11 protein-coding genes and 3 tRNA genes are annotated in these 14,048 nt (G+C 44.7%); 9 read left to right on the plus strand and 5 right to left on the minus strand.

Going from position 1 to position 14,048, the window contains the following annotated elements; genetic code table 11:
• Positions 1–126: 126 nt before the first annotated feature.
• The 3 genes from OV592_RS01545 (at position 127) to OV592_RS01555 (ending at position 638) form a co-directional block, all read left to right on the plus strand.
• Positions 127–203 (plus strand) — tRNA-Arg (locus OV592_RS01545).
• A 30-nt stretch (positions 204–233) separates the two neighbouring features.
• Positions 234–309 (plus strand) — tRNA-His (locus OV592_RS01550).
• A 252-nt stretch (positions 310–561) separates the two neighbouring features.
• Positions 562–638 (plus strand) — tRNA-Pro (locus OV592_RS01555).
• Between the two features lie 117 nt (positions 639–755).
• Here OV592_RS01555 and OV592_RS01560 read toward each other — a convergent pair.
• Positions 756–1,103, minus strand: coding sequence for a hypothetical protein (locus tag OV592_RS01560; protein ID WP_406610175.1), 348 nt, complete (start codon positions 1,101–1,103; stop codon positions 756–758).
• Between the two features lie 198 nt (positions 1,104–1,301).
• On the opposite strand from OV592_RS01560, the gene OV592_RS01565 reads away from it, so the two are divergent.
• The 4 genes from OV592_RS01565 to OV592_RS01580 all read left to right on the plus strand — a co-directional run bounded on the left by OV592_RS01565 (position 1,302) and on the right by OV592_RS01580 (position 5,114).
• Positions 1,302–2,168 (plus strand): hypothetical protein, encoded by an 867-nt coding sequence (locus OV592_RS01565; protein WP_406610176.1) that lies wholly within the window; start codon positions 1,302–1,304, stop codon positions 2,166–2,168.
• Positions 2,169–2,302: 134 nt separating this feature from the next.
• Entirely contained in the window at positions 2,303–3,178 is an 876-nt protein-coding gene (locus OV592_RS01570) for a substrate-binding periplasmic protein (protein ID WP_406610177.1), read from the plus strand.
• A 259-nt stretch (positions 3,179–3,437) separates the two neighbouring features.
• Positions 3,438–4,469 (plus strand): galactose-1-epimerase, encoded by a 1,032-nt coding sequence (gene galM, locus OV592_RS01575; RefSeq protein ID WP_406610178.1) that lies wholly within the window; start codon positions 3,438–3,440, stop codon positions 4,467–4,469.
• A 99-nt stretch (positions 4,470–4,568) separates the two neighbouring features.
• Complete coding sequence (locus OV592_RS01580) at positions 4,569–5,114, plus strand: YSC84-related protein (RefSeq protein ID WP_016399811.1); 546 nt, start codon at positions 4,569–4,571, stop codon at positions 5,112–5,114.
• A gap of 97 nt (positions 5,115–5,211) precedes the next feature.
• Here OV592_RS01580 and codA read toward each other — a convergent pair whose 3' ends face one another.
• The 3 genes from codA to codB are packed head-to-tail and all read right to left on the minus strand — an operon-like array spanning position 5,212 to position 8,932.
• Complete coding sequence (gene codA / locus OV592_RS01585) at positions 5,212–6,468, minus strand: cytosine deaminase (RefSeq protein ID WP_406610179.1); 1,257 nt, start codon at positions 6,466–6,468, stop codon at positions 5,212–5,214.
• Positions 6,465–7,661, minus strand: a complete 1,197-nt coding sequence (locus OV592_RS01590; protein WP_406610180.1) for a PucR family transcriptional regulator — start codon at positions 7,659–7,661, stop codon at positions 6,465–6,467. The genes codA and OV592_RS01590 overlap by 4 nt, the downstream gene beginning before the upstream one ends.
• 11 nt (positions 7,662–7,672) lie before the next feature.
• Positions 7,673–8,932, minus strand: a complete 1,260-nt coding sequence (gene codB, locus OV592_RS01595) for a cytosine permease (RefSeq protein ID WP_406610181.1) — start codon at positions 8,930–8,932, stop codon at positions 7,673–7,675.
• 629 nt (positions 8,933–9,561) lie between these two features.
• On the opposite strand from codB, the gene pulA reads away from it, so the two are divergent.
• Positions 9,562–12,801, plus strand: coding sequence for a pullulanase-type alpha-1,6-glucosidase (gene pulA / locus OV592_RS01600; protein WP_406610182.1), 3,240 nt, complete (start codon positions 9,562–9,564; stop codon positions 12,799–12,801).
• Between the two features lie 205 nt (positions 12,802–13,006).
• Here the strand turns inward: pulA and OV592_RS01605 are convergent, their stop codons facing one another.
• A complete protein-coding gene (locus OV592_RS01605) occupies positions 13,007–13,183 on the minus strand; it encodes a hypothetical protein (protein WP_016399804.1) in 177 nt (58 codons plus the stop codon).
• A 273-nt stretch (positions 13,184–13,456) separates the two neighbouring features.
• Here OV592_RS01605 and OV592_RS01610 point away from each other — a divergent pair, with 273 nt between their 5' ends.
• Positions 13,457–14,044, plus strand: a complete 588-nt coding sequence (locus OV592_RS01610) for a DUF1287 domain-containing protein (RefSeq protein WP_406610183.1) — start codon at positions 13,457–13,459, stop codon at positions 14,042–14,044.
• Positions 14,045–14,048: the final 4 nt, after the last annotated feature.

A 14,048-nucleotide genomic window follows, 5' to 3' on the forward strand; every position in this document is an offset into this window, starting at 1 on the left:
TTAAGTAGCCTTGAAATTAAGGGCTTTTTCTAGGCTTGCTGGAAAAGCCAGCAATTACCAGTTTTTTTATAAAATGTCTTTACAGGGCGGAGCGAAAACCCTAATATACGCCTCCGCCAGCATTGAGCACCCGTAGCTCAGCTGGATAGAGCGTCGCCCTCCGGAGGCGAAGGTCACAGGTTCGACTCCTGTCGGGTGCGCCATTGCTTCGGAAACGCTCGAAATACTCAGTGGTGGGTATAGCTCAGTTGGTAGAGCCCCGGATTGTGATTCCGGTTGTCGTGGGTTCAAATCCCATTACTCACCCCATTATTTAGATGCAACGAGTTTCGTTGTTATCGCAATAGTTTGGTTATTGCTAAGAGCTTGCTCTAAAATAACTAAGACGATAAACGCAGCTTGGTAGCGCATCGTCGCGAAGCTCATATAGAGTGGGACCAGAGGGTTTAGTCTTCTGAAGTATCAAGAAAATCGGTGATTAGCGCAGCTTGGTAGCGCATCATCGCGAAGCTCATAAAGAGTGGGACCAGAGGGTTTAGTCTTCTGAAATATCAAGAAAATCGGTGATTAGCGCAGCTTGGTAGCGCATCTGGTTTGGGACCAGAGGGTCGGGAGTTCGAATCTCTCATCACCGACCACCTTCTAAAAAGCCTGCTCATCGAGCAGGCTTTTTGCTTTCTGCAGCTTAGTATTAACGAAGAAGGTAGGGGGTTGCCTTTTGGCTTTAGTTCATCATCACCTAACTATCGAAAACGTTACTTCCCGTAGGCATCTGCAGTGACCAATATACAGCGTTTAGCGTAGCCAAATCCCCATTGGGTAACGTCACCAATACTAAGATCGCTTAGCATTAGGGTGGAGTCTTGAGATTGCTTTGCTTGCTCTAAAGCGAGCGCAGTTGATGGGCTTTGCTTTAATGGAAATAGATATAAAGCATAAGTTTGGCAGTGTTCGCCACTTGCGGGGCCAATATATTCTAAGCTGCTAGCATCCCCTTGATAGAAGCTGCGCTCGGCATAGGACCCATGGTCCCCAGTGGAGCAAGCAGTGAGTAAAAATATGCTTAAAATGATTACGCTGTTGTTGAATAATGAATGCCGCAAAGCCAATCCTTGTTGTTGAAGCTAAGCCAAGTATAAACCTTAGTGATAGTCTTATGATACATCGCCAGCTTCACTGGCAAGTAGAGAGAGTTTTGACTAATTAATTGTTGAGTACTTAGGCAATAATTGACAGAAAGGCTATTGTCACTTGCTGATATTTTGTACACTAAGCAGTAAATGAGTACAGCTTGAGCAACAATGAAACATCTATTTCTCGTTGTGTTTACCAGTCTATCGCTCTGTTCGATATCTATTGCCGCTGAGCTAAGCCCTCAGCTGGTACGCCATATTGCGCCGCAAGGCGAAAAAGATTTACGAAATCGCTACTTTATCGATTTACTCGACTTGGTCTTGTCTAAAACTGAGCAGGAGCTTGGGCCTTTTCGTCTTGAGAGCAATAAAGCCAAAATGAGCCAAAATCGCTCCTTGCTGCAGCTGCAAAATAACGACGGTATTGATGTGGTGTGGACAATGAGCACCGCAGAGCGAGAAGAGGCCTTATTACCCATACGGATCCCACTGCTCAAAGGGCTGCTTGGACAGCGCTTATTGATGATTCGCCAACAAGATATTGGTCGTTTTGCCAAGGTGGAATCTCTTCAAGACTTACAAGCTTTTAGTGCTGGTCAAGGCAGCGGCTGGCCAGACAACAAAATACTACGTGCTAACAATATTGGCGTAATTGAAGGCATGAATTACGAAGGTTTGTTTGGCATGTTACAACGTCAGCGCTTTGATTATTTCCCACGTGGAATTAACGAAATCTTTGATGAATTAGAGCAGCATAAAAGTGAAAACTTTGTGGCTGAGCCGCACTTAGTAATTAGTTATCGTGCACCTATCTATTATTTTGTAAGCAAACAAAACCGCGAGTTAGCAGCGCGTATCGAACAAGGTTTATGGATCGCCTTTAGCGATGGTAGCTTTGATGCACTGTTTTCTCGCTATCAATACGACAACTTAGTTAACGAGCTAAGATCTCGCACGGTGATTAAACTAAATAACCCTTTTTTACACGCTAGTACGCCTAGTGAGCAAAGCCCGCTTTGGATTAAAGTCGACTAAGCTCTTAGTAAGGCCATCAGTTTTAACTGGGAGAGAACTTTTACACGCCTTGACGTTTTGTTGATCTATTTGATTGTTATTAAGCTTGTTGATTACATACAATCAACTTGATAACACAATTGTGAATAATGCCAATGCCGCATCGCTGTTTAATGCTGTTAGTGATTTTTACCCTCGTTACTGGGGCCAATGCGGCAAACCTAGTGGTGAGACACGTTCAGCCAGAAAGCGACAAAGATCAGCGACATCAATACTTTATTGAATTATTAGATCTCGCCTTAAGTAAAACAGAGGTGAGCCATGGTCCTTATAAAACCCAAACCTGCGCTGTTAGGATGATGCAAGACCGAGCCTTACAGCAAGTTCAGCGTAAGCGTTGTATCGATATTGTTTGGACAATGACCAGCCTTGAGCGTGAGTCAAAACTGCTGGCTGTACGCATTCCTTTATTGAAGGGCTTATTAGGCCAGCGGGTATTGATGATCCGCCGAGAGGACCTACGTCGATTTAAGGACATTCAACAGCTTAGTGAGTTGGCTCAAATGCGTGCAGGGCAAGGTATGGGCTGGCCTGATATCGAGATACTAGAATACAATCGTTTGCCAGTAATTGAGGGCAAAACCTATGAAGGTTTGTTTGGCATGTTGGAGCGCGGTCGTTTTGATTATTTCCCTCGAGGTATTAGTGAAATAGGCGCTGAATTAAAACAGCATCAACGGGAAGGTTTTGTTGCAGAGCCAAGAATATTACTCAGTTATCCCGCACCCATTTATTACTTCGTAAACCCAGAAAACACCGCCTTAGCAGAGCGTTTAGAGCAAGGCTTAAGGCTGGCCATTGATGATGGCAGTTTCGACGCACTATTTAGAAAGTTTAATTACCATAAATTGGCAGATTTAATGGAAAATCGCTTGGTGTTTAAACTACGCAACCCGTCTTTACATCCCAAGACGCCGATTGATGAAGATAAACTTTGGGTACTCCCCAACCTTGTTAAAAATTTGCGGTAAGCGCATGTATTTGGCTGTTTAGTTAACTCAAACAGCAATAATGGTTGTGAAAACATTGTCATTTCGCCTAGTATGAAAGGTGATGAACTTCACTTTTTTGTTGTTAAGGCTATTACGTTTTTTGCGTCTTATGTTGAACTGTGGACTGCATCAAAAATCTTCCGTTAAGCTAGGCTAGTATCGCCTTATTTAGCGGGTTGCAGAGGTTTTCCACCTTTTTGTTACTCTCATTGTATTGAATTAGTTTTAGGAGTTTTTCATGCCTTTCGCACAGCAAGATAAAAAAGTGCAAACGTTTACCCTTAAGAATGCTAAGGGGAGTGAGGCCACCGTATTAGCATGGGGAGCCACCCTAGCCAGTTTAAAAATAAAACTTAGTAGCGGTGAGTTACGTGAAGTGGTTCTGGGTTGTGACAGCTTTGAGGATTACCTAAAACAAGACGCTTACTTAGGTGCTACGGTGGGGCGCTATGCTAACCGCATCAAGCAAGCGCGCTTTGAGTACCAAGGGCAGGTTTATGCCTTAAGTGCCAATCAAGATGAGCATCAATTACATGGCGCCAATGATTTTAGCCACCGCGATTGGCAAGGTGAGCAGCTGGCAGACAACAAAGTTCGTTTTACTATTAGCTCAGTCGATGGAGAGTGTGGTTTTCCTGGTAATATGCAAGCGCAGCTTGATTACACCTTAGATGAAGATAATCAGTTAGTACTGGATTACTCAGCTACTGTAGATAAAGCCTGTCCGGTAAATCTCACCGACCATAGTTATTTTAATTTGAATGCCGCTAGCTCAACGGTATTACAGCACCACTTATACATCGCAGCAGATCATTACCTGCCAGTAGCAGCAGATGGTATTCCGGTTGATGGCTTAAAACCTGTAGAAGGAACTGGCTTTGATTTTAGGCAAGCTAAGCTGATTGCTAAAGATCTTAAGAAAGATCCCGATCAGCAGTTAGTGGGCGGATACGATCATAGTTACTTGCTGCAGGAGCAGGTAGTGAGTGAAGGCAAGCCAGTAGCCCGTATTATTGCCGATGACGCGTCGTTAGCAATGGAAGTTTATACTAATAAACCTGCGATCCAGCTTTATACTGGTAACTTCTTAACCGGTAATCCGGGGCACAATGGCGAAGTGTATCAGGCTCATAGTGGCGTTGCTTTAGAAACCCAATTCTTGCCAGACTCTCCCAACCGCCCAGATTGGCCACACCAAAGCTGTTGGTTAAAGCCAGGCGAACGTTATCAATATCAAACATGTTATCGCCTGTATCAACCCACGGCATAAACTTTCCTAAATATTGAAGTTTTTGTAGGCAGCGTACCGATTTTCACACACATCGTGTATGCTGCTTGCACCATACTCCAAATCTAGGGATGTTTATTTATGAAGAAATGGTTGGCACTGTGCGTTGGTGTGCTTGTATTAAGCTTTCAAGCCGTCGCAGACGATTATCAAGCTACGATTCAGCAGTTTAAAAAATCTGATCGAACTACCCCATTTTTTAACAATGCTTATGGCTATGCGGTGTTTCCTACCATTGGTAAGGGTGGCATTGGTATTGGTGGCGCTTACGGCGAAGGTAAAGTTTACCGAGGCGGAGCATCCACAGGCAGCGTGAATATGGGTCAAGTTACACTTGGTTTCCAGCTGGGTGGGCAAGCGTTTAGCCAAATCATTTTCCTTCAAGATAAACGCGCTTACGACGAGTTTACTAGCGGTAGCTTCGAGTTTGGTGCTCAAGCTAGCGCAGTGGCTCTAACCGTTGGCGCTTCCGCTCAAGCGGGTACTTCTGGTACTGGAGCAGCCGCGGGTGAAACCCAATCTAAAGCGCATTATGTAAGTGGTTATGCAGTATTCACCTTAGCTAAAGGTGGTTTAATGTATGAAGCCAGTATTGGCGGACAGAAGTTTAACTTTACTGCCGAATAAACATATAGCTATAGTTATCCAAAAACGGACCTGTTAGGTCCGTTTTTTTATACGCTGTTAAAGCGCCTTCTAGCCGATTACTTGTCGTTTTCTCAGCCTAAAATGAACAGTGTTTGACTAGCTTAGCTGGTTGACGCTGAATCAGTATTTCGCCATTTCGTACCGATAACAGTACTTCGCCTTGGCGTTGAATCACCGATAAATCGTCTTCCCCTTCCAGCAAAATAAAGTTTGCAGGTTTGCCTACCTCAATACCGTATTCAGCTTCTACTTGTAAGGTTTTAGCGCCATTGTCGGTAATAAGATCTAAGGCTTTAGATAGCTCTTTATAGCCCATCATGTGGCAGATGTGTAAGCCAGCGTCTAATACTCGTAGCAGTTTACCGTTGCCTAAGGTATACCAAGGGTCTTGTATAGAATCTTGGGCAAAGCAGACATTCATGCCGGCTTCGCATAGCTCTTTCACTCGAGTTACGCCGCGTCGTTTAGGGTAGGTATCAAAGCGGCCTTGCAAGTGAATGCTCTCGGTAGGGCAAGAGACAAAGTTTATTTTAGATTTTTTGAGTAGCCTAAATAATTTAGAACAATAGGCGTTGTTGTAAGAATGCATCGCGGTAGTGTGGCTGGCGGTAACGCGCTCACCCATATCAAGCTCTAAGGCTGCGGTGGCTAGCACCTCCAAAAAGCGCGATGCTTCGTCGTCTATTTCGTCGCAGTGTACATCTACCAATAGGTCATGTTGTTTGGCCAGCTCAACCACCCAGCGCATCGACTCTACCCCATATTCGCGGGTAAATTCGAAATGGGGAATTCCGCCTATTACATCTGCTCCCTCTTCAATGGCTTGCTCCATTAAGGTTTTGCCATTGGGAAAAGACCAGATCCCTTCTTGGGGAAAGGCAACAATTTGTAAATTGATTGCAGAAGACAGCTTAGATTTTAGTTTGGCAATGGCTTTAAGCGCGGTGAGTTGTGGATCGGTCACATCCACATGGGTGCGAATGTACTGCACCCCATTTTCAACCAACAGTTGCACAGTTTTTAACACGCGTTGTTCGATGTCTTCGGGGGTGAGCAGCGGTTTACGTTCGCTCCAGCGCTCAATCCCCTCAAACAAGGTTCCGCTCATGTTCCAAGAGGGCTGCCCGGCAGTGAGCACTGCGTCTAAGTGAATATGCGGCTCAACAAAAGGAGCAGACAATAAATTACCGGCGGCATCTATCGCTTCTTCATATTCTGGCAAGTTAGCTGATAAAGCCGCGGTTTGCGGAGTGATGTGAGTAATTAGCCCTTGGGCAACAGATAGACTAAACAGCTCTGTTTGCCCTCTTAAACGTGCGTTAATAATTTTCATGATAATCCTTGAACAGAATGTTGTTGCCGCTGGATTGTTATTGGCTCCATCAGCAGGGCATTTTGTAATTCTAGACGTTGCTGAGCTTGTTCTAGGTCACAACCAGTGAGTGTTTGTACCTTGGCGAGACGGTTGCTGAGCGTATTTCGGTGAATATTTAGCTCTTTGGCGGTTTGTCTTAAGCTGGCTAAATTGTCAAAGTAGCAGCGCAGAGTATGCTTAAGGGTGATTAAGCTAGGTTCTTGGCAATGGAATAAGGGCCCGAGTTTGTCGCAGCAAAAATGCAGTAAAATTTGCGGATCTTCTATGGCGGCAAATACTCGGCTCACCCCTAAATCTAAGTAGTGCACAATGGCGGAATGATGGCTTTGTAATTGGCTAAACTCAGCAGCTTGTCTAGCCTGCAAAGCGGCATTGGCTAACTGGTTTAGCCCTTGTGGGCTAACACTCACACCCAAATTGTATTTAAGCTTTTGTTGCATTAAATACTGATTAAGTTGCTGCCAAAGGCTACGCTGTTGCTCTAAAGAGTCTTGAGGTTGTATGGGCAACAATAAATACCAGCCGTGATGATCTTCAATTAGCGGGTAGGGGCTTCGCATGCGATTTAGCCACTGACGAAGTTGAAATACCCAAACATTTAAGTCACTTGCATCGCTAACTTGTGGTTGTAGCTGGGCAATACTAATGGCCGAATCAAAGTTTAAGCCTAACTCTTTGGCGCGGTGTCGAGACAACATCGACAGTTGGTTGGGGCTATTAATCACATGACTAATAAAATGTTGTAGCGAGTGGCTAGATAGGTTGTCTTGAATTAAGGCCTTACAAATTAGCTCGGTCACTTTAACCATAGGCAAGCTGTAAGGCTGCTCTAGTACTGCAAATTGATGTTGGTTGGCATAACTAATCACGCTCTCGGGAATGGTGTCGATAAATTCTGAGTGAGTTAGAATCACCATGCCTGCCGCCGACTTTTCTAAAGCTTCATCTATAAGTTGATAATACTCTTGTTCACTTCGTTGCAAATTTATGCCGGTAACAAAGATGAGTTCACCACCGGTTAACCAAGGTGCTAGCTCTTTGTTCTCGGCTAAGTATGGCCAGCGAATAGCTTGTTGAGAAGCTTCCCCGGTAAGCAAGTTAATGCTCTCTAAACCGGGGATTAGGGGAATATCTTTAGCGCGAATAGCCAAGCACTACCTCCTTAACTGGCCGTTTTTTTGGCTAAGGGCTGAGCCGAGCTAATGTGCAGCAATACACCATAGAAACTGGCCGACACAACAATCCCAACTAACGGCGCTATCCAAGGGGAATAGTAAGCTGCAGCCGAACCAACCACGTATGCGGCTAAACCACATTTATCGAAACTAGGTAGCTTAATTTGCTCTAATGCTGGTGGGTTTCCACGATGTTTGAACCAAAAATCAGCCATGATGATGGCGCCAATAGGTGGAATAAAAGTGCCCAAAAGGATTAAAAATGGGATAAGCAGGTTATACATGCCAAATACTGCTAGCAGGGTGCCGATGGCCGCACCTACTAGAGTAATTAAGCGGCGTTTGTCGGTTCTCATCAAGTTACAGCCGGCGGCGGCAAAGTTATAAATAGTGTTGTCTTGGGTTGTCCAGATGTTGGCAAATAACATCAGAATAGCAACCAGAATAAAGCCTTGGCTTACTAGTACGTCTACGATGTCGGCTTGCTGGTAAACCATCGCGCCGAATGCGCCGACAAATACCATTAAACCATTGCCAATAAAGAAAGCTAACAAAGTAGTGATAACCGCTATGCGGCCAGACTTAGCAAAACGGCTCCAATTGGTTGCTTGGGTTCCGCCGCTTACAAAGGTGCCAAATACCAAAGTAATTGCCGCAGAAAATGCCATGGTATCGCTTGGCGCAATGCTGCTCAGTTGGGAGAAGCCGCCAATATCAATACTGCCTTGGTAAATCGACAGGCCGATAAATGCCAACATGGCGGGGACGGATATTTTGGAAAGAATTTCTAAGGCTTTGTAGCCAATAAACGCGGTAATACAAAAGCCAAAACCTAACAGCACCATTAAAGGTGTTGCGTAGCTTTCGGGTAAGTTGAGCAGCTTAAGCAAAATAATCGCTATGGTGGCGGTACCCCAGGCGTACCACCCTATCTGGGTAAAACCTAAGATAATGTCAGACAGCTTGCTACCATGCTCTCCAAAACAGTATCGCCCTAGCAATACCGAGTTTAAGCCGGTTTTATACGCCACATAAGCCAGTCCAGCGGCATAGCTACCTAATAGCAAATTGCCTATTAGTATGATCCACAGCAGCTCGGTGAAACTAAATGAGGTGCCCAGTGTGCCACCTGCCCACATGGTGGAAGTGAAGAAAGTAAACCCTAAAAGTACAAAAGCGGTAGACCAAAAACCTTTACGGGCGTCTTGTGGAACCGCCGAGAGTGGAAAATCATTAGTTTGGCTCATTGTGTTAACTCCATCTATTGGTGACAACAATCGCTATATTGGTGGTCACGCTAGTTATTCCATCGTGTTAAGCGTTCCAAAAGCTGTGCCAAATATGCTCTTCTTTTGGCTTGAGTTTTGTTGTGCAAATGGGTGATTTTTGTTCTGCACGAAATGTACCGTTTGCACATAAAATTGCTGCGAGTAGGGCTGGAGAAATTTGTTTCAAAAAAGGCTGCAATTAAACGCACTACTATGGCGCGTATCTGATGGTTTTTGGGGCGTAACTAGGCCTAGTTTAGTGCTGTTTCTACTAGCACTTACTCAATGGAAAGTTAGCCCTTTTTTAAGCACTAATTCTGATTACTGGTGCTTTTCTTTTTTAAGCCAGTGCTTGCAAACTACCTCTCAAAATCCTTAAAGGTCTGAAATTACACTTTTTATGGTTTTATTATCTAAGTTATTTTTATTATTTAGAATAATATAGTGACAAAGGCTGGCAAATTAGAAACTGCTTGGTTGATATTTGAGCGCTTAAACCTGAGCTAGGCATATCTCACAGTTTTGGTTTATTTAGGTGTATAGGCTAAAAAATGAAAGTTTCAAAGCATTAAACACTATAAAAATAAAACTAATGAGGTTATCTCGGAATGGAATTATCCAAAGTTGCAAAGTTAACTTTGCCTGTGCTGGCGGCGGTTTCGTTGGCTGCCTGTAATAGCAGCAGTAACAATGACAATGGTGATCAAAACGGTCTTGTAGACCTAAAAGACGGTCAAATTGCCGTTTATTACCGTTTAGACGATGCTAAAGCAAGCAATCAGTCTTTAGAGGAATACTACCAAGGTTGGACTATTCACGGCTGGAACGATGCCAGTTGTAATGGTTGGGGCGATGGCAGCGACGGTGACGCTACAGGTGGTTGGGATGCTGGCATGGCGTACACCGGCATTAACGAGACTTACGGCGCTTACTGGGTGATTGACGCTTATCATGCCGGTGAGTGTATCAATATGATCCCGCGTAATTTAGAGCAGGGTGGCCAAACTGGTGACCTACGCTTCTACTACACTGACTACAAACATGGCTTGATAAAGGCGGGCGATGACAAGGTGTATGTAGATACCGATTACACCGAGGTAAACCAACCTCCAGTTGGCATTGTAGGCGCAAGTGCGCATTGGGTGCGTGATAATCTCATTCTATGGGATGCAAATGGTAGCCAGTTTAAACTGTACCATTCTGCCAATGCCGGCATTTCGGTAAATGTCGAAGATAAAACGATTGTGGGTGGCGAAGCCCTAGAATTAAACATTACCGAGATGCCAGCAGATGTGAAAGCTCAATTCCCTCATTTGGCGCATTTACAAGCTTACGAATTAAATGCAGAACAAGCTGCCGAAGTGATAAAAGGTCAGCTAGTGGCTGCGGCGTATAATCAAGATGAAGAAGTGGTCGCTGCTACCTTGTTGCAAATTCCTGGGGCGCTAGATGACCTGTATTGGGAAAATGCTAAAGATGAGCCGCTGGGTGCAGTAATTCAAGACGGCTTAACAACTTTCCGTCTTTGGGCGCCAACGGCTAAAGATGTAAATCTGGCCTTGTACGATGAAGACTTAAGCGCACACGCCGATCAAGGCTTTGTGGCTATGGAGTTTGATCCTGCAACGGGTATTTGGTCTAGCGAAGCGATGCCTAATATGGTGGATGTTTTTTACCGTTACCAAGTGGAGGTATACCACCCAAATAGCCAGCGTATTGAAACGCTAATGGTGACCGACCCTTACTCACTAAGTTTATCGGCTAATAGCACCCATTCGCAGGTCGTTGATTTACAAAATGATAGTGAATTGTTCCCAAGTGGTTGGGACAGCATTGTTCCGCCAACCATTGACTCTCCTACCGATTACGTATTGTACGAAACGCAGGTACGAGATTTTAGTTTTGCCGATGAAGACGGCAACCCAGAATATACCGGTAAGTACTTAGCCTTTACCGATGAAGAACGCGCCAGTTACAAGCATTTAATGCAGTTACGCGATCGCGGTTTAAATAATGTGCACCTGTTACCAGTGTTTGATATTGCTACGGTTGATGAAGTAAATCGTGTAGACATTGATGGCACCATTGGTGAACTGTGTGAGCTAAATGCCAATGCTGGCGTGTGTGAAGACGGTACCGATAAGTCAGCAGTGATTGAAGATGTGCTGCAAGCTTATGTTGATGAAAATCCTGCCACTGAAAAAGTGCAAGCTTTAGTGAACGATTTACGCCAGTACGATAGCTTTAACTGGGGTTACGACCCGTTCCACTTTAATGTGCCAGAAGGCAGCTATGCTACTGATGCACATGGCAAACAGCGTATTCTAGAATTCCGCCAAATGGTGAAGCATTTACATCAGCAAGATATGCGAGTGATTATGGATGTGGTGTATAACCATACCCATGGTTCTGGCCCTAGCAACGATAAGTCGGTATTGGATAAAATTGTACCGGGATACTACCAACGCCTAACCATTGATACCGGTGTAGTGGAAAACTCAACCTGTTGTGACAACACCGCTACCGAACACAAAATGATGGGTAAACTGATGGTTGACTCGTTAATTGTGTGGGCGCGTGATTACCAAATTGATGGTTTCCGTTTTGACTTAATGGGTCACCAACCAAAAGACTTGATGATCGAAGCACTAGAAGAAGTGCAAAAAGTATCGCCAGATAATTACTTTTACGGCGAAGGCTGGACCTTTGGTGAAGTGCAAGATGACGCTCGTTTTGTTCAAGCAAACCAGCTAAACATGGCGGGCACTGGGATAGGTACCTTCTCTGACCGTTTACGTGATGGTATTCGTGGTGGTAGCCCATTTGATGATGGTGATCAGCTACGTAAGCAGCAAGGTTTTGCCAATGCGGTTTTAGCCAATGAACTCAATGCCGATACGCCTGACAGCACTTACAACGAAACTTGGATGTACAACGCCGACCTTATCCGTGTAGGTATGGCGGGTAACTTGGCCGATTTCCAATTTGTTGACCGTAATGGCGATCGCATTAAAGGCAGTGAATTGCTTTATGGTGGTGATGAGCAACCAGCAGGCTACACCGAAAGTGCTCAAGAGAATATTTCTTACGTATCTAAGCACGATAACCAAACTCTGTGGGACATTAATCAGTACAAATTGGCTGAAGAGTTAACGTCAGAGCAACGTGCACGTATGCAAACCGTTGCTTTATCTACGGTGATGACAGGTCAAGGTATACCGTTTATCCACATGGGCTCTGAGTTGTTACGTTCTAAGTCAATGGAGCGTGATAGCTACGACTCGGGTGATTGGTACAACCGTGTTGATTTCACCGCCCAAGATAACAACTGGAACAAGGGTTTGCCGATGAAACACATCGATGGTGCAAACTATGATGTGATTAAGAAAATCATTGCTAACCCTGAAACGCAAGCCGAGCCGCAACATATTGAAGATGCCAAACTACGCTTCTTTGATTTAATGGAAATGCGCACCAGCTCAACGCTTTTCCGCATGAATGCTAAGCAAGACATTATGGCGCGTATCGACTTCCACAATACCGGGGTAGACCAAATACCGGGTGTGATTGTGCAATCAATCGACAATGGTATTCATTCAGGTGCTGACCTAGACAGTAACTACGATGCGATTGTGGTGATGGTGAACGCAACAGCAGAAACCCAGCAAATTAGTATTAACAATGCACAGGGTTTTGAGTTGCACCCTGTACAGCAACGTTCAACTGACTTAGTGGTTAAAGACGCTGAGTTTGCTGACGGCACTTTTGAAGTACCCGCTATGACCACTGCAGTATTCGTTCAGCCTCGTTTGGCTGCACGTGGTGATGGCTTACCAGTGAAGGGATAAATCTGGTAAACACTGCAGCCGATACTGCAGCAGCAACAACGGCTATCTTCGGGTAGCCGTTTTTCTTTGCTAGTCTTTGGTGTAGGGGAAAGGCACAAGCAGAAATGGAGGCTTTGCACTTAGCTGTCTAGCCAATCGATGTGTGGCGCATGCTTTGGCAAAACTAACCACCCGTTCAACTCGAACAGGCGCAAGTTACCAGCTCTTATCTAGACAGTAATTCGATTAATTCGTTTTCGGTGGTGGGAATGCTTTGCAATTCTATGCCCGAAGACGCTCCACCTTTAAGCATATAAGCAGAAGTGCCGCAATGGTCGTAGTGGTACCATTGGCCGTCTATACAAACGTCGGTATAACAACGCGGATCTTGTATTAATTCCATTTTTATTACCTCTATTTATTGTTGTTACACTTTCAACATAACCAGCGAATAGCCTACAAAAAATGATCTACATCAATTGAGGTTTAGAGCTACCTCCATAGTATTAGAGAATTTTGCTTATTTAGTGAGCTGGATCTAGCTATGCACTATAAGCTCGCATCGCTAAATAAGGGTGAATGGCGTCTCTACATTGACTCAATTGTTAGTAATGATGCTGAAAATAAGTAAGATAGCGTTGAGTGAGTGAATGGTAAGTTATTGGCGGGGAGTATTATGTTTAGGTTGGTGTTGTTGCTCGTAGGCGTGGTTGCATTACCGGTGCTTGGCAGCACTTTATCACAACAGTTGGTTGATGCTGCCTTGGCGCGAACTGAGCACACGGTGATATACAATGGTGCCTACTTTGCGTTGGATTATCCTAATGGTGATGTGCCCGAACACTTTGGGGTGTGCACCGATGTGCTTATTCGTTCCTACCGTGCACTTGGCATTGATCTACAGGTTCAAGTACATGAAGACATGAAGCAGCATTTTGCGCAGTATCCGTCTAAACGTATCTGGGGCTTAAGCCGCACCGATCGTAATATTGACCACCGTCGAGTGCCTAATCTTCAGGTGTTTTTTACCCGCCATGGTGAATCGTTAGCTGTTAGTGATAGCGCTAGCAGCTATTTGCCGGGTGATATTGTGACTTGGATGCTCCCCGGTAATCTGCCCCATATTGGCATTGTGAGTGACCAATACACTGCAGCTGGCGTTCCCAAAATTGTTCATAACATTGGCCTAGGGCCGCAACTAAACGACATGCTGTTTAGTTATCAAATAACCGGCCATTACCGTTATTTACCTGAGGTAGACTAAGCAC

This window comes from Agarivorans sp. JK6, from assembly GCF_045277145.1.
GTDB lineage: Bacteria > Pseudomonadota > Gammaproteobacteria > Enterobacterales > Celerinatantimonadaceae > Agarivorans > Agarivorans albus.